At 69.3% G+C, this 20,707-nt stretch carries 19 protein-coding genes; 12 read left to right on the top strand and 7 right to left on the bottom strand.

Going from position 1 to position 20,707, the window contains the following annotated elements; all coding sequences use genetic code 11:
* Positions 1 to 2 precede the first annotated feature (2 nt).
* From OIE69_RS40745 to OIE69_RS40735, 3 genes are all read left to right on the top strand, one after another.
* A complete protein-coding gene (locus OIE69_RS40745) occupies positions 3 to 308 on the top strand; it encodes a hypothetical protein (protein ID WP_326580463.1) in 306 nt (101 codons plus the stop codon).
* Positions 305 to 760, top strand: coding sequence for a DUF6069 family protein (locus OIE69_RS40740; protein WP_326580461.1), 456 nt, complete (start codon positions 305 to 307; stop codon positions 758 to 760). The genes OIE69_RS40745 and OIE69_RS40740 overlap by 4 nt, the downstream gene beginning before the upstream one ends.
* Before the next feature lie 196 nt (positions 761 to 956).
* Positions 957 to 3,653, top strand: coding sequence for a DEAD/DEAH box helicase (locus OIE69_RS40735; RefSeq protein ID WP_326580459.1), 2,697 nt, complete (start codon positions 957 to 959; stop codon positions 3,651 to 3,653).
* Between the two features lie 971 nt (positions 3,654 to 4,624).
* On the opposite strand, the gene OIE69_RS40730 is transcribed toward OIE69_RS40735, so the two are convergent.
* Positions 4,625 to 6,724: a restriction endonuclease gene (locus OIE69_RS40730; RefSeq protein WP_326580457.1), complete on the bottom strand. Its 2,100-nt coding sequence runs from the start codon at positions 6,722 to 6,724 to the stop codon at positions 4,625 to 4,627.
* Between the two features lie 399 nt (positions 6,725 to 7,123).
* On the opposite strand from OIE69_RS40730, the gene OIE69_RS40725 reads away from it, so the two are divergent.
* Complete coding sequence (locus OIE69_RS40725) at positions 7,124 to 7,777, top strand: class I SAM-dependent methyltransferase (RefSeq protein ID WP_326580455.1); 654 nt, start codon at positions 7,124 to 7,126, stop codon at positions 7,775 to 7,777.
* A 176-nt stretch (positions 7,778 to 7,953) separates the two neighbouring features.
* On the opposite strand, the gene OIE69_RS40720 is transcribed toward OIE69_RS40725, so the two are convergent.
* The gene (locus OIE69_RS40720; protein WP_326580453.1) at positions 7,954 to 8,745 is read right to left on the bottom strand and encodes an MmyB family transcriptional regulator; all 792 of its coding nucleotides are present in this window, start codon (positions 8,743 to 8,745) and stop codon (positions 7,954 to 7,956) included.
* Positions 8,746 to 8,863: 118 nt separating this feature from the next.
* Here OIE69_RS40720 and OIE69_RS40715 point away from each other — a divergent pair, with 118 nt between their 5' ends.
* Positions 8,864 to 9,484: a GNAT family N-acetyltransferase gene (locus OIE69_RS40715; protein ID WP_326580451.1), complete on the top strand. Its 621-nt coding sequence runs from the start codon at positions 8,864 to 8,866 to the stop codon at positions 9,482 to 9,484.
* Positions 9,485 to 9,712: 228 nt separating this feature from the next.
* Positions 9,713 to 10,663: a patatin-like phospholipase family protein gene (locus OIE69_RS40710; protein WP_326580449.1), complete on the top strand. Its 951-nt coding sequence runs from the start codon at positions 9,713 to 9,715 to the stop codon at positions 10,661 to 10,663.
* On the opposite strand, the gene OIE69_RS40705 is transcribed toward OIE69_RS40710, so the two are convergent.
* Both OIE69_RS40705 and OIE69_RS40700 read right to left on the bottom strand, forming a co-directional pair.
* Positions 10,580 to 11,284 carry a nitrilase-related carbon-nitrogen hydrolase gene (locus OIE69_RS40705; RefSeq protein ID WP_326580447.1) on the bottom strand — a complete coding sequence of 235 codons (705 nt, stop codon included), beginning with the start codon at positions 11,282 to 11,284 and terminating at the stop codon, positions 10,580 to 10,582. The genes OIE69_RS40710 and OIE69_RS40705 overlap by 84 nt on opposite strands.
* A 384-nt stretch (positions 11,285 to 11,668) precedes the next feature.
* Positions 11,669 to 11,866 carry a hypothetical protein gene (locus OIE69_RS40700; protein WP_326580445.1) on the bottom strand — a complete coding sequence of 66 codons (198 nt, stop codon included), beginning with the start codon at positions 11,864 to 11,866 and terminating at the stop codon, positions 11,669 to 11,671.
* Between the two features lie 714 nt (positions 11,867 to 12,580).
* Here OIE69_RS40700 and OIE69_RS40695 point away from each other — a divergent pair.
* The gene (locus tag OIE69_RS40695) at positions 12,581 to 12,799 is read left to right on the top strand and encodes a PLD nuclease N-terminal domain-containing protein (RefSeq protein WP_326580443.1); all 219 of its coding nucleotides are present in this window, start codon (positions 12,581 to 12,583) and stop codon (positions 12,797 to 12,799) included.
* Positions 12,800 to 13,467: 668 nt separating this feature from the next.
* On the opposite strand, the gene OIE69_RS40685 is transcribed toward OIE69_RS40695, so the two are convergent.
* Positions 13,468 to 14,265, bottom strand: a complete 798-nt coding sequence (locus OIE69_RS40685; RefSeq protein WP_326580441.1) for a maleylpyruvate isomerase family mycothiol-dependent enzyme — start codon at positions 14,263 to 14,265, stop codon at positions 13,468 to 13,470.
* A gap of 229 nt (positions 14,266 to 14,494) precedes the next feature.
* On the opposite strand from OIE69_RS40685, the gene OIE69_RS40680 reads away from it, so the two are divergent.
* The 3 genes from OIE69_RS40680 to OIE69_RS40670 all read left to right on the top strand — a co-directional run bounded on the left by OIE69_RS40680 (position 14,495) and on the right by OIE69_RS40670 (position 17,586).
* Complete coding sequence (locus tag OIE69_RS40680) at positions 14,495 to 14,851, top strand: hypothetical protein (protein WP_326580439.1); 357 nt, start codon at positions 14,495 to 14,497, stop codon at positions 14,849 to 14,851.
* Positions 14,852 to 15,322: 471 nt separating this feature from the next.
* On the top strand, positions 15,323 to 16,624 hold the full coding sequence (locus OIE69_RS40675) for an amidohydrolase family protein (RefSeq protein WP_326580437.1): 1,302 nt from the start codon (positions 15,323 to 15,325) through the stop codon (positions 16,622 to 16,624).
* 98 nt (positions 16,625 to 16,722) lie between these two features.
* Positions 16,723 to 17,586 carry an LLM class flavin-dependent oxidoreductase gene (locus OIE69_RS40670; protein ID WP_326580434.1) on the top strand — a complete coding sequence of 288 codons (864 nt, stop codon included), beginning with the start codon at positions 16,723 to 16,725 and terminating at the stop codon, positions 17,584 to 17,586.
* Positions 17,587 to 17,914: 328 nt separating this feature from the next.
* Here the strand turns inward: OIE69_RS40670 and OIE69_RS40665 are convergent, their stop codons facing one another.
* Positions 17,915 to 18,346 carry a hypothetical protein gene (locus tag OIE69_RS40665; RefSeq protein ID WP_326580432.1) on the bottom strand — a complete coding sequence of 144 codons (432 nt, stop codon included), beginning with the start codon at positions 18,344 to 18,346 and terminating at the stop codon, positions 17,915 to 17,917.
* Between the two features lie 137 nt (positions 18,347 to 18,483).
* On the opposite strand from OIE69_RS40665, the gene OIE69_RS40660 reads away from it, so the two are divergent.
* Both OIE69_RS40660 and OIE69_RS40655 read left to right on the top strand, forming a co-directional pair.
* Positions 18,484 to 19,083 carry an SMI1/KNR4 family protein gene (locus OIE69_RS40660; RefSeq protein ID WP_326580430.1) on the top strand — a complete coding sequence of 200 codons (600 nt, stop codon included), beginning with the start codon at positions 18,484 to 18,486 and terminating at the stop codon, positions 19,081 to 19,083.
* A gap of 255 nt (positions 19,084 to 19,338) precedes the next feature.
* Complete coding sequence (locus tag OIE69_RS40655; protein WP_326580428.1) at positions 19,339 to 19,875, top strand: hypothetical protein; 537 nt, start codon at positions 19,339 to 19,341, stop codon at positions 19,873 to 19,875.
* A 66-nt stretch (positions 19,876 to 19,941) separates the two neighbouring features.
* Here OIE69_RS40655 and OIE69_RS40650 read toward each other — a convergent pair whose 3' ends face one another.
* The gene (locus OIE69_RS40650) at positions 19,942 to 20,214 is read right to left on the bottom strand and encodes a DUF3253 domain-containing protein (protein ID WP_326580426.1); all 273 of its coding nucleotides are present in this window, start codon (positions 20,212 to 20,214) and stop codon (positions 19,942 to 19,944) included.
* Positions 20,215 to 20,707: the final 493 nt, after the last annotated feature.

Here is a 20,707-nt window from a genome sequence, read left to right as displayed (position 1 = left end):
CGGTGTGGACGCTCTCGCTGCGCGGTGGCGCTCGTGTCGCGGTGGTCGCGGTGGTCGCGGCGGAATGGTGCGACGCGTTCGTCGTCGTCACTCGCGGTCGGGTGCAGCTGGAGCTGCGCGACGGCGAGCCCGGGCCCGTCCTCGGACGCGACGCCGGGTTCTGGCTTCGCGGCACCGGCGTCCGCGCCCTGCGCAACCCCGGCCGTCGCACGGCGAGGGTGCGCATCGTCACCCCCAAGGCCACGACCGTCACATGCCGGTCAACACACCTCGTACGCCGGTTGCCGAATGGTGGAGGAACGACATGAACGACATGAATGACACCGGGGTCGCCGCAGGCCCGGCATCGGGCCGGGCCAGCCACACCCACCGACTCCGCAGGCTCTCCGGCACCGGCTTCGTCGCCGCGCTCGCAGCGATGGTGGCCACCACCCTCGCCGCTGCGCTTGCCCGGGCCGTCGGCGTCGACTTCGAGGTCCCAGACGGTGGCGAGACGATCCCGTTGACCGGGTTCGCCGTGGTGACCGGCTTCTTCTCGGTCGTCGGCGTCGTCATCGCCGTCGCTCTTCTGCGTTGGAGCGCTCGCCCCGCCGAGCGATTCGTTTGGACGGCCGTGTCGCTGACCGCGGTCTCGCTGGTCCCGCCCCTCCTCTCCGGGGCAGACACGGCCACCACCATCGCCCTCCTCGGGCTGCACCTCGTCCCTGCGGCCGTGATGATCCCCACCCTGGCACGGAGTCTCCGCACCCGCACCGGTTGACAGACCCTGATCAGCCGGGCCGGGGGCCCGCGGTGGGACAGGCCGCTTAGGCCCGCTGCCGACCGCGGGGCAGGGCGGGGCCGGTACCGTGTGGCGCATTGGGCGCTGTGCCCGCCGCCCGTTCCATCAGGCCCGGCGGAGGCGAACCGGGCAGGACGGCAGCGGGTGAGGCGCCGTGGCGGAAGAAGGAGCGGGCGTGCCGGGAGTGCGGCTTCGAGAGCACCAGGTCGACGCGACTGCGCGGATCCGGACATGGGCGGGCTTTCCCGCAAGGTCGGCTGTACCCGCCAAGGGCGCACGCGCGACCCTGGTGTCCGCCACCGGCTCCGGGAAGACCATCACTGCCGCCACAGCCGCGCTGGACCTGTTCCGCGACGGCCGGATCCTGGTGATGGTGCCCACCCTCGACCTGCTCGTGCAGACCGCGCAGGCGTGGCGCACGGTCGGGCATCGCGGGCCGATGGTCGGCGTGTGCTCGCTGCAAGGCGACGAGGTCCTCGAGCGGCTCGGGGTCCGCACCACGACGAACCCGATTCAGCTGGCGCTGTGGGCGGGGGCCGGTCCGGTGGTCGTGCTGGCCACGTACGCGTCGCTGGTGGACCGCGACGACCCCGAGGACATCACCGGACTGGGACGGGTACGAGGGCCGCTGGAGGCCGCTCTCGCCGGCGGGGACCGCCTGTACGGGCAGCGGATGCGCGGCTTCGACCTCGCGGTCGTGGACGAGGCGCACGGCACCGCCGGGGACCTGGGGCGGGCATGGGCCGCCATCCACGACAACGCCCGCATCCCGGTCTCCCACCGGCTATACATGACCGCCACCCCGCGGATCCTGGCCGCGCCACGGCCTCCGGCCGGCAAGGACGGGCGCGAGCTCGAGATCGCCTCCATGAGCGATGATCCGGCCGGCACCTACGGCCAGTGGATCTACGAGCTCGGGCTGTCGGAGGCCGTCGAGCGGGGCATCCTCGCCGGCTTCGAGATCGACGTCCTGGAAATCCAGGACCCCGACCTCACCGTCGGAGCTTCGGAGGAGGCAGTGCGGGGCCGACGCCTCGCGCTCCTGCAGACCGCCCTCCTCGAACACGCCGCGAAATTCAACCTGCGCACCGTGATGACGTTCCACCAGCGCGTCGAGGAGGCCGCCGCGTTCACGGCGAAGCTGCCCGAGACCGCAGCCGAGCTGTATGCGAGCGAGGTGACCGAACACGCCCGGGCCGAAGCCCAGGCCCTGCCGGCCTCGTCCATCGGCGCCCAGGCCTACGAGCTCACCCCCCACCGGCACCTCCCGCCCGACCGCGTGTGGGCCCAGTGGCTGTGCGGCGACCACCTCGTCTCGGAGCGGCGCGAGACCCTGCACCAGTTCGCGAACGGCGTCGACGCTCACGGGCGCGGGGTGCACCGGGCGTTCCTCGCCAGCGTGCGGGTCCTCGGCGAAGGCGTCGACATCACCGGCGAACGCGGTGTCGAAGCCGTCTGCTTCGCCGACACCCGCGGCTCCCAAGTCGAAATCGTCCAGAACATCGGCCGCGCCCTACGGCCCAACCCCGACGGCACGGCCAAGACCGCACGCATCATCGTGCCCGTCTTCCTGGAACCGGGTGAGGACCCGGACAACATGATCGCCTCCGCCTCGTACCGGCCCCTGGTCGCCGTCCTCCAAGGACTCCGCAGCCACGACGAACACCTCGTGGAGCAACTCGCCAACCGCGCCCTCAGCAGCGGACAGCGCACCCTCCACGTCGAGCGCGACGCCGACGGACGGATCATCGGCGCAGACGGCGGCACAGCAAACCGCGAGGGCGACCGCAGGAGCCAGTCGCAGAACGAGGAGGGTGCGGTGGAGTCGGCACTGGTGCACTTCTCCAGCCCCCGCGACCCTGCCACCGTCGCCGCGTTCCTCCGCACAAGGGTGTACCGGCCCGAATCCCTCGTGTGGCTGGAGGGCTACCAAGCGCTGCGCAGGTGGCGAGCCGAGAACGGCATCACCGGCGTGTATGCCGTGCCCTACGACACCGAGGTCAAGCTCGGGGTAGCCCGGTTCCCCCTCGGACGCTGGATCCACCAACAACGACGCGCTCACCGGGCCGGGGAACTCGAAGAACGCCGCAGAAAGCTCCTCGACGAGCCCGACGCCGGCATGGTCTGGGAACCCGGCGACCAGGCTTGGGAGACCAAACTCGCAACGTTCCGCGCGTTCCGCCGCGCCCACGGACACCTGGCCCCGCGGCAAGACGCGGTATGGAGCGACGGCCCCGGCGGTGAGACCCGTCCCGTACCCATCGGGCAACACCTGGCCAACCTCCGCCGCAAAAGCGGCCTCGGTACAGACCCCGAGCGCGCCACAACCCGCGCAGCACAACTCGCCTCGATCGACCCCGACTGGAACTGCCCCTGGCCACTGGACTGGCAACGCCACCACGCCATCCTCCGCGGCCTCGCCCAGACCGAGCCCGACGGCACCATCGCCGACCTCCAGCCCGGCGTCATGTACGAGGGCGACGACCTCGGGGCCTGGATCGCACGACAAACACGCAACTGGACCCAGCTGACCGAAGAACAACAACGGCGGCTCACTGCGCTGGGCCTGACACCCGCGAAGCAGCTCACGCCTCCCCCAAGCGCCCAGAGCGCCAAGAAGCCCTCGACCAAGGCGGAGCAGGCCTTCCAGCGCGGCCTGCAAGCCCTCGCCCAGTTCATCGCCCGCGAAGGCCACCGCCGCGTCCCCAGAGCCCACACAGAACCGATCACGATCCAGGCCACGGACGGAGGACCGGCGCCGGAGGTAGCCGTGCGCCTGGGCGTGTTCCTCAGCAACCACAAGACCCGCCGCGACAAACTCACCGAGGAGCAGCGGACCGCCCTCGCCGAGCTCGGCATGGAATGGGCGTAACACCCCGCGGGCAACAGCCAGTGGCCTCAGAGGGTCGGCAGGTACCGCGGTGAGGGGATGCCGGACCGGCAGGCGCACGGGTGCCTTCTGCGGGATCTGCTCCCCGCGGGCAGACGAGGCGCTGTTCGCCCGCACCACAGGCGCAGACGGGCTGGCCACAGCCACACGGGTTCCGGCGCCGGGCGGCGGGCGAGATCGATCGCGTATGTCTGCGCGAGGTTGTGAGTGTGGCTGGGCACCATGGTGGCGGGCCCATTGCGGGCTGTCCAGCGGCCGTTCACAGGGATGTCCAGTGCCAGTGGCGGGGCCTCTCCACTCGGCGGGCGCTGGGCACGCGTCATCGCCTGCCGCATGAGCAGACCTGCCGCCAGCAGGGCGAGTCCGGCGAGCCATAACGGTCCGATGCCTTTGCCGTTGACGATGATGGACGCGGCGCCGACGGCCAGCACCGGGCCATGGCGTTTCCACAGGGACTACGGCATTGGGTCCTTTCGGTGGGGGACTTGCAGGTCCACGCAGTATTCCAGAGCCTCGGCCTGCCGGCCCGCCCGTGAACCCCAACGTGGGGCGACTGTGCGCGGGAGGTGACCTTCTTCGAGTTGCCGATCGGCCGGGTAGCCGGGGATATGACCGATCCATCGCGCCAAGTCGCTTTTGCTTGAGGCGGGCCTGTCAGCAGGGGCGAGCCCGGTACGGGCTTCAGGCCCCGCGTTGGCAGGCGGTCGCAGCTCGCCCGCCGAGGCACCCAGTGCCTGACCGAGCGGGACGTCTCCGGCTGGATCCGCTCGACTCACCCGCGGGGCTCACGGCCGACCCCGTCCCCTGGCAATACCAGGCCGCTCGGCAAGCGGACCTCCCGACCGCTGAAGAACGAGCTGCTCCTTCGGACGAAGCCCCCACTGCACCTGCCGGAGCAGCGGAGGTGTGCGGCATACCCTTCGGGCCTCGTCGCCTGGAGACGGAGCCCGAAGCTAGGACACCTCGATGCCGTGCTCCTGCACCAGGGCTTCCAGACCACCGGGGTATCCCTTGCCTCCGATGACGAAGTCCCAGTCGCCACTGGCCCGGCGACGGAAGGACCCGAGGACCAGGGCCGTCTCACCGCGGCGGCCGTCGGATACCTCCAGGCGGCCCAGTTCCTCACCATCGGGACTCAGGAGCCGGATGAAGGCATCAGTGAACCCTGACAGGTCTGCCTCAGGATTCATGACGGGGTCGATCGCCGCGGCCAGGACGAGCCGGTCCGCCTGGTCGGGCAGCGCGTCGAATGTCACACGCAGGGCGGCCTTGTCCGGGACGAGCGCGGTCACCGACCGCACGCTTCCGTCCGGGGTCTGAGGGTTGTTGAAGAACACGAAATGGTCGTCGCTCAACACCCGGGATCCCTGGCACACCAGGGCGCACACGTCCAAGGCGACACTGCCCGACCACGACATGCCCAGCACGTTGTCGTCGCGCGATGAGCCGGCGTCGGTCTCTGCCGGCGAAGGCCGTTGCTGCGGGACGCTCGGGGCGGCGCCGCCGAGCCTGCCGCTCAGTCCGTGGCGGTGCAGGAGGTCCACCAGCTCGGCACCTGCGATCAGTTCCAGCGGTTTTCCATTGGCAAAGGTGTGTGAACCGGGGCCGAACCCGGAGGTCGTCACAAGCACGCCCTTGTTGGCACCGGCGTCCTGCACGGTGCCGTACAGGTCACGCACAGCGCTTGGCGGCACCGTGTTGCGGTAGCGCTTGACCTGGACGACGATCTTCCCGCCGCGGATCGGGGTGGGATCCTCGGCCTGCACGTCGACGCCGCCATCGTTGGAACGCCGAGTTGTCACCGCGTCCATGCCCATGGCGCGGAACAGGTCCGCCACCAGCGACTCGAAGGCGATCGGATCCATCTCGTAGAGATCCGGCTCCTCCCCACCGTGGCTGACCATGCCGGTCCCGCCGACATCGCCGGGCAAACGGTGCGGCCGTATCGCGGTGCGCTGGTCAGGGCGGGGCGACAACTGCCCCCGCAGCCCGTCGGCCAGGCAGTCCACGGCGCTGACCTGCTCCAGGTTCAGCGGAGTGAACGACGTACGAGTGGCCATCACCGTCGCCACAAAGATTTCCGCGCGCTGACCGGTCGCCGGATCGTGATCGTCGACGAACCCGTTGAGCGCGACCGATTCCAGGACCCCGAACTCGTCCGCGGCAAACAGGTCCCGCAGCGCCAGCAGGACGCACTGGGCGAGGACAGCGCGGTACAGCTCCCGGCGCTGCGCCACAGGGCGGGCGGTCTCCTTGTCCTGGTCCGCGCCAGGCATGTACCGCACCAGCTTCGCCTCGGGGACGATGTCGTACTTGGGCAGCTCCCAGTTCACGACCAGCTGCCGCGCCGGCGCGTCGTACACGGCAGTCAGCCGGCGCGGCAGACCCTCCGGCCAGCCGGCCGAGGCATACAAGGCGGCCGAGAAGTACTCCACAGCCGCCTCAGGGTCCCCGTTGCGAACGGCGCCGGCCAGCTGCGCGATGCCGGCGTTGTGCCGGCGGATCTCCGCCAGCTGGCCGGCCGCCCACTGGTCGTACTGCTGCTGATACGCAGCCAACTGCTGCTGACGCTGGGCTTCGGCAGCCTGGGCTGCATGCCAGTCACGCTCGTACCGGTCCCGTGCTTCCTGCTGGGCCTGGGCCCGTCGGTTCGCCGTCCAACCGCCCTGCGCTGCCTGGTACTGATTCGGGTCCGGCATCGCCACGGGACAGGCCAACTGGCCGGGCGTGAAAGGCTCGAGCTGCTCGGAGCGCGCCAGAGCATCCAGTCGGAACTCCGGCGTACGGCACCCGGCCACCAGCAAGGTCCGCAACTCTTCGACGCGGGCCTCCAGCTCACGCGTACGCCGATGCGCATCGGCCTCCCGGTGCTGCCGGTACGCCGCCTGCTGCTCACGTCGGCTCCGAGCGAGATCACGCTCGTACGCACGCTGCTGCCGCTCCACATTCCTTTGCTGCTGTACCCGGGCCCGCTGCTGGGCCTCCACCTGCCGCTGCTGCTGACGCTGCGCCTCAGCCCAGATCCCAACCAACCCACCAGAGCGACGACTCATCGCAAAACAGGCCCTCCCCTGGGACACCGTTGTCCCACCCCACCCCCATGCCGGCCCCCGACCAGCAACAACACAGCAACTCTAATCCGTAATCAGCCAGTCACCCACCCCACAACACAAGATCCCAGCACCAGCACCAGCACCAGCACCAGCACCAAGCGCGCATCACGGTCAGCCAGCCTCAAGACACACTGCACGTACCGAACCCGGTGACGGCACCCGCTTGCTCGCCCTTCCTAGAGTGATCGACCGGATCGTCGAGCGCCTCACGGCAGGCTTCGGGCTGAGCACGCCCGGACTCTCGGGACGGACGGACTGAGGGGGAACGGCAGAAGCGTGGACGACGGACAGGAATATCCGTGACACGGCCTGTCAGTTCCGTGGTCTAGGGTCGCCCGCATGGCTGAGCCCTCCTTTCTGACCGCCGTGCGCGAGTCGTACGACACGGTCGCCGCCGATTACGTCGAACGCGTCCCGCCTCCCGCCGCGATGGACCCGCTGTCGCGCGCGATGCTCGCGGGGTTCGCCGAACTCGTGCGGACAGCCGGTCTGGGGCCGGTCGCAGACCTGGGATGCGGCCCCGGCCGCGTGACGGCGCACCTGGCCGGGATGGGAGTGTCCGCCTTCGGCATCGATCTGTCGCCGAAGATGATCGGGCTGGCCCGGCACGCCTATCCGAACCTGCGGTTCACCGAGGGCTCGATGACCGCTCTGGAGATGAGGGACGACGAGCTCGGCGGCATCCTGGCCTGGTACTCCACCCACCACACGCCCCCGCAGTGGCTGCCGGCGGTGTTCGCCGAGTTCCACCGCACGCTCGCGCCCGGCGGCTACCTGCTCTGGGGCGACTACGTCGGCGATGAACGGCTGCAGCCGACCCAGGGCTATGGCCGTCCGGTGTCCTACGAGTCGTATCTCCTGCCACTGGACCGCATGGTCGGCCTGCTGGAGCAGGCCGGGCTCGTCGTCACCGCGAGGCTGGAGCAGGAGCCCGGCGGACGGGTGAACAGACCGCACGCCTGCCTGCTGGCCCGCAAGCCCGAAAAGGCCTGACGGGGCTTGTGCGTGCGGCGAGGCCGCTCGTGTCGGATCGCACGGTCACAGTGCGGCAATCAGGCCGCGGGGTTGAGAGGTCGTCGAGAACGAAGCTGTACGGTCACCGGGCTTCAGCCGCTCGCGGCCGCCTGCCGGTCGCGGCTCCGACCTGCAAGAAATCCGGCCGGCCGCTCTCAATCGTGGCGCCGCAGGATGGTCTCGGTCTGCTCGTCCGCAGGGAAGAACAGCTCGATGGACAGATCGGCGAGGGTGACGTCCATCGGGGTCCCGAATGTGCTCAGGATGCTGAACATCGACAGTTCCTCGTCACCGAGCTCTAGCCGCCACGACAGCACCGGGTCGTCCACCTCGTCCGAGGAAAGGTGGCTCCAAGTGTGGCGTTCCGGGATGTCCGGCCAGGTCGCGATCTCGTCGGCGAGCGCGGCGAGACGGGGGTCCTGGATCCGCACGACGGCCCGGTCGAGCCGGCGCAGCAGGTACGCGGACCATTGCGGAAAGTTGCGGGTGCGGCCGGCGAGTCCGGAAGGGTGCAGGGCCGTACGGAAGAGGTTGGTCGGCGTGCCGCACACGTCCTCTGGGATTCCGGAGACCAGTCGGCGCGCAGCGCGGTTGCTGAGATGCACATTCCACCGGGGGTCGATTGCGACGCCGGGGAACGGGTCGTGCCGGTCCAGTAGCGCTTGCAACGAGGCCCGGACCCGGGAAAGCGCCGGCCCGGTCAGCGGCGTCTCCGGATAGCGGGGAGCGTATCCGGCCGCCAGCAGCCAGTCGTTCCGCTCCCGCAGGGGCAGGTCCAGATGCTGGGCGATCTTCATGAGCAAGCCGCGACTCGGCTTCGACTTGCCCAGTTCGACGAAGCTCAGGTGGCGGGGCGAGACGCCGATCTCATGCGCGAGGTTCATCTGGCTGCGCCGGGCCAGTCCACGTTGCCGGCGGATCAGGTGTCCGACGTTCGAATCTGTCACAAGACGTCACGATAGCCGGGCGGCACGCGTCGGATCGAGTACCTGCCAGGTATTCGCATCCGCGTCCTCCATGGGGACAGGATGGCGACGTTCGGCCAGTTCGTGAAAGGAACCGAGAATGTCGCTCTTCGACACCAGAAACGGAATCGGGCTGTTCACGCGAAAGCCGGTGCCACTGAGGGAACATCGGCGAGTCTCCGTCAACGGTACCGAAACCGGCGTCATCCTCATTGAGCGGGCGACGGTCGGAGATCTCCCACAGGTCAACGCGATGCACCGTCGTTGCTCACCGGCCAGCCGCCGAGCCCGGTACCACCAGTCGCGTGAGTCGCTCAAGCCCAGCGAATGGAGAACGCTGTGCGGTCATGGGACCGGTTGGACCTGGCTCGCACGTCCAGCCGCCGATGACGGCCGGATTCTCGGCATGGTCAGCGTGTTGCCGTATTCCAACCGTTCATCCTGGGACCTCTCGATTCTGATCGATGATGCCTGGCAGGGTCGCCGACTCGGTACGATCATGGCCCGTCACGCCGTCGCGTCGACCCAGGCCGCCGGCGTCGATTCCCTTGAGGCACTTGTCGAACGCGATAACGTCAGGTCCCTCAAGCTGCTGCGGCGCCTGGGCGCGGCCATCCGCTTCAGCGACGCGTTCACTGCGGAGGCGCACATTCGCCTGCGACGCAGCACAGTCACGTTCGCTCCCGCCTGGGCGCTCAACGACGAAATGCGGGGTTGGTAAATCCCCTCCTTGCTGTCAGCCGGTATGTGCCGTGTCACTGTGCGGCAGTGAAGGGGCGCAGCAGTACCTCCCGGAAAAGTACCTCCGGATCCCAACCACGCCAATCCAGGGTGGCAGCTTCCGCCGAGCGGAATATCGCATACCTGCGAGGTATTTCCTCAGCGCGAAAAGATCGCACCTATCCAGAATTTTCAAGAATACACATCACACAAGGAAGAAGGTGAAACGGTGACCGACCTCGTCCTTCAGCTGTTGCGTGACCGAAGGAGAAAAGGAAGTACTCCCGGGCGACGCACCGACGACGCACGCTTGGTGCTGCTGATCGAAGGCGGCAGCTCTCGCGGTGCCTACTCGTACGGCATGGCGATCGCCATCGAAAAACTCGGCCTGCTACCGCTTTTTGACGCCGTCTACGGCAGTTCCGCGGGAGCACTGAACGCGGCATGGCTCCTGTGCGGGCGCGCTGAAAGCAGCATGCACGCGTGGTGGGATCCGATCATCATGCGGACGACCATCAACCCGAAGCGTGCACTGCGCCGACTGCCGGTCGTGGATACTCAGTTCCTTGTCCACACCGTGTACACCGAGCTCATGCCGATGGGATTCCAGGAGATCCTCGACAGCACTGTCACATTCCACCCGATCGCCACAGACGCCCTCACCGGCCAGGCCACTGATCTCCATGAGCAGATCCGTGACCGATCCAGCTTGCAGGCCGCACTCCGCGCGTCGGCCGCCATGCCGCTCCTCACAGGCGAACCCGTCGTCATCGACGGACGCGCCTTCGTTGACGCCGGGGTGAGCGAGGCGGTCCCCGTACGGACGGCACTCGCTCAAAAGGCCACGCACATCGTTGCGCTTCGGACTCGACGGATGGACGAGACCACGTCAGCTCTGTCCCTCGGCGAACGTTTGGTCCTGTCGCGATGGTTCGCCCAGCACGCACCAGGAGCCCTCGAACCGTGGCTGCGCCGCCAGGCCGTCAGAGCAGAAGAAGAACAGCTTCTGGCCTCGCATCCCGCGACCTTGCAGATCCGCCCGCCGATCGGCAGCGCGCCAATCGGGCGTAGCGAGCGACGCGCACGCGTGCTTCGTTCAGCTGTCGACACGGGCCGGCAGACGGCACTGAACGACCTGGGCTGCATCGGGGGCACCTCTATGACGCTCGCCGCGAAGTGACATCGATCCCCGAGACCGGCTGACGCCGACCTGACGCCCTCCGGTCGCCGCGATGATCGCAGAGTTCCTCGAGGCCTTTGACCTCGCGGACGTCACCGTAGTCGCCAACGACTCCGGAGGCGCACACACCCAGATCCTGAGCCGCGCCTGCTGGTCGGCGTCGAGCCACGCAGTGGCGTTGACCACGAAGGCAGCTGATTCCAGGGCGCGCTGACGGATGGCGACCTCCATCTTCTCGGCGAACAGCGGGCCGCCGAACGCGCCGGGGAACATCGAGGCGTGGATCTGTTCGCCGTCGGCGATCAGGGCGTAGCGGGCGAGGGGCTGGTAGTGCTCGCAACAGGCGAGTTGGCCGACACGGCCGACGGCACCGGCGATGCGGGGGCCGGCGCTCTCGGCGCCGTGGTGTCCGTGAACGGGGCTCAGCAGGCGAAGTGACCGGCCACTTCCTGCCCGCGAAGCCCGAGGCCGCCCCGGAGGACGCCGAGCTGCGCTGCCGGCTCTGTTCAGGTGGCCTCGGCGGCCACTCTTCACGATAGGAGCAGATGCTTCTATCTGAGGAGTAGGCGATGGCCGGCTCCACCGAACCGGCGGACATGACGCTCGCCGGGCGGCCGGCATCCCGCGCACGACAACGACCCCGGGGAACGACGAAGGCGACACGGCCCGGCGCTGCCACGGCGAGGGATGCGGGAAGTGGGCTACCCGCGGGCTCAGGGCCGGCTTCCCCGGATCCGCCCCACGATTGCTCCGTACGTGGCTCGATACGACCCGGCCCGCGCTCCGCGCGAGATCGAGGCCGAGCGGGGGCCCGCACCCGCTGCCGCTTGCGGCGCCGTCGCACGAGCGAGGGGCGGCCCGCCGAAGGCGGGCTCTGCCCCCCACGCTGCACGCCAGACTCCATCCGCCCAGCGGCCCGCAGGTCAGACGGCAAAGTCCTGCCGGAGCACAAGTGGCTCCAGGCCGGACATCGCAGGGACCTCTACGCCGAATCTCACATGAATGTCATCGATCGTACTGGTCGGTGTACTGCGGCCCGTCCGTCTCGGCCTTGCATCCCTCACTGCCATTCGGCTGGCCATGAGAGAGCACGAGAGCGTAGGACTGCGGAACGAAGTCGCAGCCCTTGCCGGACCACTGGGACGCAAGGAACGTCCAGCCGACGGCAGCAGCGGCGAGCGTGTATTTGGTCTTCACGTTCATACCTGATCGCGCCTCGGTCACACCAGGCCATCACAACCTGGCTTGGGATTTATGCGTAATTATGACCGGATTATGATCAAACGCGCGACCCGGCCCTTGGAAGGCAGGCACATACCGCACGGCAGCCGACCGCAGGCCTCGCCGAGGCGGCACTCACCACACTGCTGACGGCAGGCGGCCAGGACAGAGTGGGCGCAGGCCTCGCCCACCATCGGGTGTGGCCAAGGGCCTCGTGCCTACGGCGCCCGATCACTCGGCCGCAGGCGGCGTTCATCGACACAAGCCGACCACGCCGCGACATGGCCACGCCCCACGCCGTCGTGGTGTCGGGCCGGCCCAGAACCGAGGGCGGACGCACATGCCACAGGCGAGGACGACCACAGTGTCTGCGGCGGCAGCGGGGCACGGCATCTCCGGCATCGCGAAGTGGCTGGCCGGCTCCGCGGTTGACCATGGAGGACACCGGAGCAGCCGCGCCGGGCCAGGTCTTGGCCAGCACTGGTGATGTCGGCAAGACCCAGCCAGCCGCACACTGCGCACGCCACAGCTCTGGAGTCACCACCGAGGATGTCGGCGTGTCGTGCTTACCGTCGTGGCCGTGGGTCGCCGCAGGGTCTCTTCGACTGCTTGAGATACCCGTTAGGATCACCGGGCAGTGGGGCAGGGCCGTGCCGCACACAAGCGGGCAGCCGCCCTTCCGCATGAGGTGACTCGATGACGTCAGTGCTGGTCTACGCGATTTACGCAATAGTCGCGGCGTTGTACGTCTATGCGCTGGTCGACTGCATCAAGACCCCAGCGGCACACATTCGCATGCTGCCCAAGATCGGGTGGCTGGTCGTCATGGTCCTGCTCCCCATTCTGGGCGCCATAGCCTGGCGGAACCTGGGCAAGCGATCCGCTCCGGTCGAGGGCCGGCCGTCCACGGCCTGAGCTTGGTCACGCGCTACTTCCCCCACCGCGGTGGGGGGCTGTTTCGAAGTCCTGCTCATCATGCGAGCAGGCTGCAGTGGCCGTGTGGGCCGTGTCGAACGCAACGAAGCTCCAGTTGTCCGGGGTGACCTTCCCCAGTCACCCCGCGACCCGACCCGCCGGGCAGCCCGGCCCCTGCGGGACCGGTCCGGTCCCGCCAGTGCCGCAGTGCCCGGCCCAGGTCGCCGTGGCGCGCGTCCGCTTCGAGGGCGTCGGCCAGAGAGCGGTGCGGTGCTCGGCTCATCCGTCCAGTATCGGCGAGCTCCGCGTGTTCCAGCCTGGTACTACTGGCCCCCCGCCCGTCCCCGCGCCGAGCAGGGCTCTGCCCCGGCCCGCAGGCCGGGACGAGTGTGGACGCCATGACCATCACCGTGATCACCGGGGCCAGCAAGGCCTCGGCTACGAGACAGCCCGCCGACTGATCGAGCAGGGACACACCATGTACGCGGGAGCACGCGACCGCGTCCGTGGAGAGCAGGCCGCCGCGCGAACTGGGTGCCCGCCCACTGCTGATCGATGTCACCGACCCGGCGTCGGTCGCGGGTTTGAGCCCGGTGCTGGGACTGACGGACCTGGCGAAGAGTCGTGTCCTACCGGCTCGAGGCGCGGCCAACCGCCCCCGCTACGTCCTACTCCTCCGGCTCCCAGGCGCGGAGCAGGTCGAGCAGCCCCGCGTCGCCGTCAACATGCAAGGAGTCGGCGGGGATACGGTCGTACAAGTAGAGGACCAACTCACTGGCCGTGCCATGGATGGAAGCGCCGGCTGCGTCCGAGCCCTCGCCGGTCGCGGCAGTGGGCGCGGGGATGCGGGTGGAGCGTGCGCCGTCGCCGTCGACCGTGAGGCGCCAGGAGCGGCCCTCGGCGGTGTGGAAGTCGAAGGCCGTGGGCTTGTGCGGCCAGGCGCTGGGCGTCGCGACGCAGGTGAACAGGAACTCCTCGACACCGTCGAGTGCGACCTCGGCCGGCAGCGGCTGCGGGGCGCCCGCGGCGAGTTGGACGTCGCAGGTGTGCACCGCGCTCTCCTGGACCCGGTGCCGGGCGACTCCGCCAGAGGTCCGCGGCGTCTGCAGGGCACTCCACCACGCCCAGCAGCCGGCGTCCGGTCCTGCCTCGCGCAGGGCGCTCAGCAGAAGCTGCGTCGACGCGGCCAGCCAGGCCAGCAGGGCCTCACGCTCCCGCGGCACTTCCAGAGCGGCGCGCGCAGCGGTGGCCCCGGCCGGGGGAGCGTCGGCAGGCCCCGCGCCGACGATGGCGGCCCAGTAACGGTCTCCCCCACCCAGGTGCTTCACCAAATCGAACAACGTCCACCCGGGGCAGGTCGGCACCTGTGCGTCGAGACTGGGCGCGGCGGCAACCGCGGTGCGGAAGGCGGTCGACCGTTCATCGATCAGTCGCAGCAGGTCAGGGAACTCGAAATTCTTTTCCACGCCGGATGTCTATCACCGTGCTCCGGTGATCGTAGAGCGATTTTCACACTCGCCGCCGGTTGGCCATCGTGGACGTGGTCCTCGCCTCCCACCGCTCGGATGACATGCTGCGCACTGTCGCGAGGACGCTGGTGGTGGCGGTACGCCCGGCGTCGTGCCCGTCGGTGCTCCGGCCTCGCCGCGCGGCCGGGCACCTCGGCGACGTGACGTCCACCCGGTGCGCGCGGTCATGCTGCCGTTCGATGTGATGGACGCGGAGGTCACGACGGCGGGGCAGGAGCGGTCGGGTCTGGAGTTCATGTCACGCCAGGAGAACCGGCCGGTCCGGGTCCGGCGGGTTCGGCGCCGGCAGGGGCGGGGTTCGGCCGGGACACCCCAGGCCGCGGCGGATACCAGACCGGTGGCCGGACGTGCGGTCCTGATCCGCAGCGCGCGGACGTCGCGCACCGCGAGCATGGCGATGGTGCGACCGAGGATCACCAACGCGGCCCCGAGCAGTGTCGTGCGCACGCCGATCGCGGCGCTGAGCGGGCCGACGGTCGCCTGGGCGAGTGGGATGGCCACGAAGGAGCCGAGCGCGTCGTAGGAGTAGACGCGCCAGCCCGTCCTCGGGGATCTCCCGACGTCGATGTCGAAGTCGTGGTGACCACCGAACGCAACCGCCCGCCTCACCGGGGGCGACGTGCCGCCGGACCCTACGGGGACGGGCGACTCCGGCCTTCGGTGCACGCGCGACCAAGTGGGAAATCGAGAGCGGGCCTGACCGGTTTTCGCAGATCCTCATCAGAGCTCCCGCGCTGACGTGCCGTGTATGCGGAAACCGGGACAACACCAGCGTCTGGTACGACGGCAACTACCGGATCCATCAGCTGTGCACGCATTGCGGGGTCATTCTCGCGATGCAGCGTACCGACGCCCCCGACCCGCGGTTGGCGGCCGACCATGCCGTGGAGGAGGGGCGACTCCCCCGCCGCTGGGGGGCGAGTTAACCTGACGCCGCGTGACGCTGCGGCGTCCCGCGCCTGCCCATCAAGCGCACTCGTTCAGGAGGGGCCTCGTGCCCAAGGCAACGGCGATCGTCAACGCGAGGGTCTTCGACGGCACCCGGCTGCGGGACTGGACGTCGATCCGGTTCGCCGACGGCACCATCACCGACTGCGCCACCGGTCCCACTGCCCACGACGGCGACGAGGTCATCGACGCGGGAGGCGGCACCATCCTGCCGGGGCTGATCGACTCGCACGTCCACCTGGTGGCCGGAGCTCTGGCGCAGGGGCTCACCTTCGGCGTGACCACCGCACTGGACATGTTCAGCCAGGCCGACGTGATGGCCGTGGCCAAGCAGCAAGCCGGCGCTCGGTCGGACGTGGCCGACGTGCGTTCCGCGGGAATCGGTGCCACTGCGCCGGGCGGGCATCCCTCGGCGATGTACGCTCCGTTCCCGACCCTGACCGGCCCGGAGCAGGCGGAGCAGTTCGTGGCTGACCGGGTCGCCGAAGGCTCGGACTTCGTGAAGATCTTCGGCCCCTCGGGTGCAGCGGGTCCGTGGGCGATGCCGTCTTTGAACCCGGCCACGATCGCCGCGTTGACCGAGGCGGCGCATCGTCGCGGACTCGTGGTCGTCGCGCACGTCAACTCCCTGGCCGGTTTGCGCGAGGTCGTGTCGGCGGGCGTCGACGTCATTGCGCATGTGCCCGTGGACGGCGAACTGGACAGGGCGCTGGCGGAGCGGATCGCCGAGGCCGGAATCTCGGTCGGCCCGACGCTGGCAACCGCCGAGAACGTCTTGGGCGAACCGGGCGGCGCCGCCGTGGCCGCGGATCCGCGACTCGCCGGGATGCTCGGTGACGCACAGGTGCGGAGGCTGACCTCTGGCGCATCAGCGCAGCATGGGCGGAAGACGCCGCCCTATTCCCGTGCCGAGGAGAACGTCGGCCGCCTGGTCGACGCGGGCGTCACGATCCTGGCCGGCACCGACGCCCCGAACCCGGGAACGGTGTTCGGGGCAAGTCTGCACCGGGAGCTGGAACTGCTCGGCCGCTGCGGCATGACGCCCGATCAGGCACTGAACGCCGCGACCGCCGCTCCGGCACGAGTGTTCGACCTCCCCGACCGCGGGCATGTCGCACCTGGTCGGCGCGCGGATCTCGTCCTCGTATCCGGCGACCCGCTGACCGACATCACCGCGACCCGGGCCATCGAACGGATCTGGCGGGCAGGCGTCCCATGTGAACGACGTGCGTTCGTCGCCAGCGCCGCCGAGGCGCAAGAACTCGACGCCTTCGACGCCCGGGTCGCCAAGGTCGTGGCAGCCGTCCGCGAGCGCCGCTACGGCTTCGGCCAGGCCAAGGCCGACTAGGGAGCGACACAGTCCGGTGTCCGGCAGCGGCCTGCCACGAAGCCCCCTGCCTCCGAATGCGATTGCCCCGTCAGCGGCCGACTGGGCATCCTGCTGGCATGCGCTTCTCGATCAACATCCCCAACTTCGGTGACTTCGCCGACCCACGCAACGTCGCGACCGTGGCCGTTGCCGCCGAACAGGCCGGCTGGGACGGGCTCTTCGTCTGGGACCACGTACTGCACCGGCGGCATCAGGGACGTCCCTTCGGGGACCCCTGGATGCTACTGACCGCCGCCTCGCTGGCGACCTCCCGAATCCGACTGGGCGCACTGCTGACGCCGGTTCCCCGTTACCGTCCCCAGCAGCTGGCCCGCCAGGTGGCCACCTTGGATCACCTCAGTGGCGGCCGGGTGATCTTCGCCGCGGGCCTGGGCGGTCCGATCGACGACGAATACGGCAGCTTCGGCGACGCCGCCGAGCCGCGCCTTCTTGCCGAACGTCTCGACGAGGGGCTGGAGGTGTTGAGGCGCTTCTGGACCGGGGAGGCGGTGAACCACCAAGGCCGGCACTACGAGGTCCGGGACGTGACGCTGCTGCCCGCCACGGTGCAGCAGCCCGGCCCGCCGGTGTGGATCGGCGGTTTCTGGCCGCGCCGGGCGCCCATGCGGCGAGCAGCGCGGTGGGACGGTGCGGTGCCGCTGTTCGAGACGGCCCGGCATGGGCATGTGCCGGATGTCGCAGAGGTACAGGAACTGGTCAGCTACGTGCGCAAGCACCGTACAGCCGAGGTCGAGCGCCCCTTCGAGTTCGTGCTCGGCGGTGCCACGTCCGCGGACCCGGCGAAGACCAGGGACGTGATCGGTCCGCTGCATGACGCCGGAGTCACCTGGTGGGACGAGCGGCAGGTCCAGAGCGATCCGGACCTGGACCGACTTCTTCCGGTGCTGCGCCGCATCGAAGCGGGGCCACCGGTGATCTAGCACCGCCTTCGCTGGCCTCAACCGGACCCTATCCGCCGCGGCCCCCCGCCGGAGAAGCCGCAGTCGCCACAAAGGGCAGCGGCTCCGTGTTCCAACTCGGTTTTGCGCGGTGGAACGATGCGCAGCAGGTGGCCTGCCTGGTCGGCAGGAACATACTCCGGGAGGTCCCGGACGGCACCCAGCAGTCCCCGGCCAGCTGGTGGTAGCAGCGGCTGCCCCTCAGGCACCGGCGGTGCATGCGCGGCCGGCGCGGCGGGCTTGCGTGGAGAGCGCGGGCCGGCTGCCGGGGACGGTCCCGAGGCATGACGCCACACCAGTCACGGCGTAGTCATTCCGCCGCTTCGGATCCTCCCTGCTCGAACGCGATGCGGCAGCGATCAACCTGGTCGGCCACCTGCTCCATGAACCAACCCATGATCTCGTAGGGGACGACGCGCTCCTCAGGGCTGTAGACGCGAACGGTCGGTTCCAGATTCGGGTCCTCGTCCGGGACAAGAGCCACCAGGAAAGCCGCGCCAGGCACGTGGGTCACCGCGACGTCGGGATTCTCAGCCGCCGGTGCCGTCACCGGCACAGCCTCGCTGAGCTCGACGGCCCAGGCATCGTCGGGCAGGGCGTAGTGGAACAGGACAGCGAAGTGACGGCCTGCGTGTTCTCGCAGCTCCCATGGCATGTCAGCAGGCTGCCACAGCGGCTGCGCCGGAGTCTCGCGGATATCCCCGCCCGCCTGCGTGAACGAACCCGACGCGGGAAGCGTCACTCGCCCCTCGCCGCCGCCTTGATCTGCTGCAGCAGACCGGCGAAGGCCATCACCTCGACGTGATCCGTAAAGTACGGGCCGACACGACGTCGGCCCGCCGCGGAGAACCGAGCCGGGCATACACCACGGAGGACTGCATGACCGACTGCATGACCGCAGTCATGGCGATGCTCGGCCCCGCCCAGAACCGCTTTGCAGACCCTGCTGCATGGGACCGTCTCCACGCGGATCTCGGCATACAACTGCCTTCCGACTACCGGATCCTGATCGACGCGTACGCCCCGATCCAGCTCAACAGCCACCTGTACCTCTATCACCCGGCAACCGAGCGATGGAATCTGGGCGAGGAGATCCGAACAAGTATTCAGGCATGGTCCGAGGTGCCGTGGGACAAGCTCGACCTCGACGCGGACGAAGACCCGCGCCAGCTCTTCGGACTCGACGAGCTCAGCTTCGGCACCCCCAACGGGCTGTGGCCGATCGCGAGCACCGACCGCGGCGAGACCGTCTTCCTCATCGGCGCCACCAGTGCCCCCAGGCTCCTGGTGAGCTATCACGACACCTGGGCAGAGCACCGCATCAGCTTCGCCGAATGGCTCTACCGCTATCTCATCGGCGAAGACATGACCGGTCCCAACAGCGCAGCCTTCTATCCCGGCCCCGTGCAGATGCAACATCTGCCGATGTCCGCCAACGAACACCCACAGCCCTGGTACGGCCCCGACCGCGGCATGTAATTCGGGCGTGCCGTGGCCGCGCGGACTCCGCCGCCCCTCCCCCGCATTGGAGTCCGGCAGGGCGGGTCGCGCCCACCTCCCTTGCGAGCGAGCCGCCGAAGCCGCCCGCATCAACCAACCTCGGCCCTGTCTCGGAATGACGGCAACATCGGCTGAGCCTGGGGGTCGTCGGGAAGTGAGGTCCCTCCCTGGCGGCGCCCGCCAGTTCGACGATCCTCAGGCCGGCGGGCTGCTCTTCCGCCTAGGCTGTCGATCATGTTCAAGTCAGGGGTGGGGTTCCTCGCGCTGTTCGGGCTCGGCTGGTGGCTGCTGGCCACGAGCGCATTCGACGGCACGGCTCGGCTGATCGAGGTTGTGGCCGGGTGTTCCGTCGCGTTGGGGCTGATGCTTGCCGCGCGCCGCTTTCTCCCTCCGTCGACAGGGGGTCCGTTTCCCACCGACCGACGCCGGCGGTTCAACCAGATCAACGGCTTCCAGTGGCTCCTGATCGTCGCCATCGCCGTGGTGTGCGCCCGCGCCGGGATGCCGGTGCTCGTTCCCCCGCTGGTAGCGATTGTCGTCGGGCTCCACTTCCTCCCGCTCGCAGCGGTGTTCGAGCAGCCCCGGCTGCGGGTGCCGGCGGCTCTGTTGATGGCGGCCGGAATTTCGGGCATGGCCGTGTGGCTCACGAACGGCCCGGACGCGACCGTGCGCCTTGTGGTGGGCCTCATCGCCGCGCTCTCCCTGTGGGGTATGGCGATCTGGACGGTCACGGGTGCGGCGTCCGCTGCCGCGCGTGCCGTGAGGGAGTGAGGGTTCCGCGGTACGTGATGGCCGTCCTGTCCGGGGGCGCGCCCCCGGACAGGAGCGCCCGCGAGGTCAGCGCAGGCGTCGGATACGGATGGGGCCGCGCGCCTTGGCCGGGTCGACGGGACGGCCGGCCTGAGTGATCTCCACCTCGCGGGCCGCGGCCAGCCGCCGGGCCGCACGCCGAGCCGGTTCCATCAGCGCGCGCCAGCCGTCGTCGTCCCCTTCGTAGACCGCCCGGGCGGCGTCGGAAGGGCAGATCGTCGCGGCCGGGGCATGACGGTCCAACAGCTCCAGGATGGCTCGCTCCAGGCGCTGGTCCGTCTGCCGTTCGTGCTGCGGCACTCAACCAGTGTCCCAAAGACAATGAGCGGTCGCTTCGCCCAAGAGGAAGACGGCGGGCCCCGAATGGCAACGCCTGATGCCGGCAACCGGGTGCGGATCGACAATCCGGAGACGTCGAAGGCGACGATCATCTCCAGCGGGACGATGGCCTCCCCCTCGAGAGCGACTGAGCGGAGCATGAGAACCACGTCAGGCGATACCACGTAGGTCGGTGGCATGACCTGGCTCATCGCGATGCGCACCAGCGGAGCGGGCGACTGTTGCCGAGGCCCGCCGCAGCCCGGGCCCGGGCGCACACACCTCCGCGGTTTTCGATACGCCGACGATATGTGGCGACTCGTACCCTCGGAACATGCAAGTGTCGATCATCGAGGACGAGCCCACACGGACGACTGCGGGCTCGAGGCTCGATCCGTTCCGCCATGACCTCTTCCGCAACGGCCACCACCTCTCGTCGGCCGGGAAGCAGTTCGACGCTCTCGAAGGCGCAGCC

Source organism: Actinacidiphila glaucinigra (assembly GCF_035918135.1).
Taxonomy (GTDB): Bacteria; Actinomycetota; Actinomycetes; order Streptomycetales; family Streptomycetaceae; genus Actinacidiphila; species Actinacidiphila glaucinigra.
The sequence above is the reverse complement of the archived record's forward strand: the minus strand, read 5'-3'. Positions and strand labels throughout refer to the sequence as shown.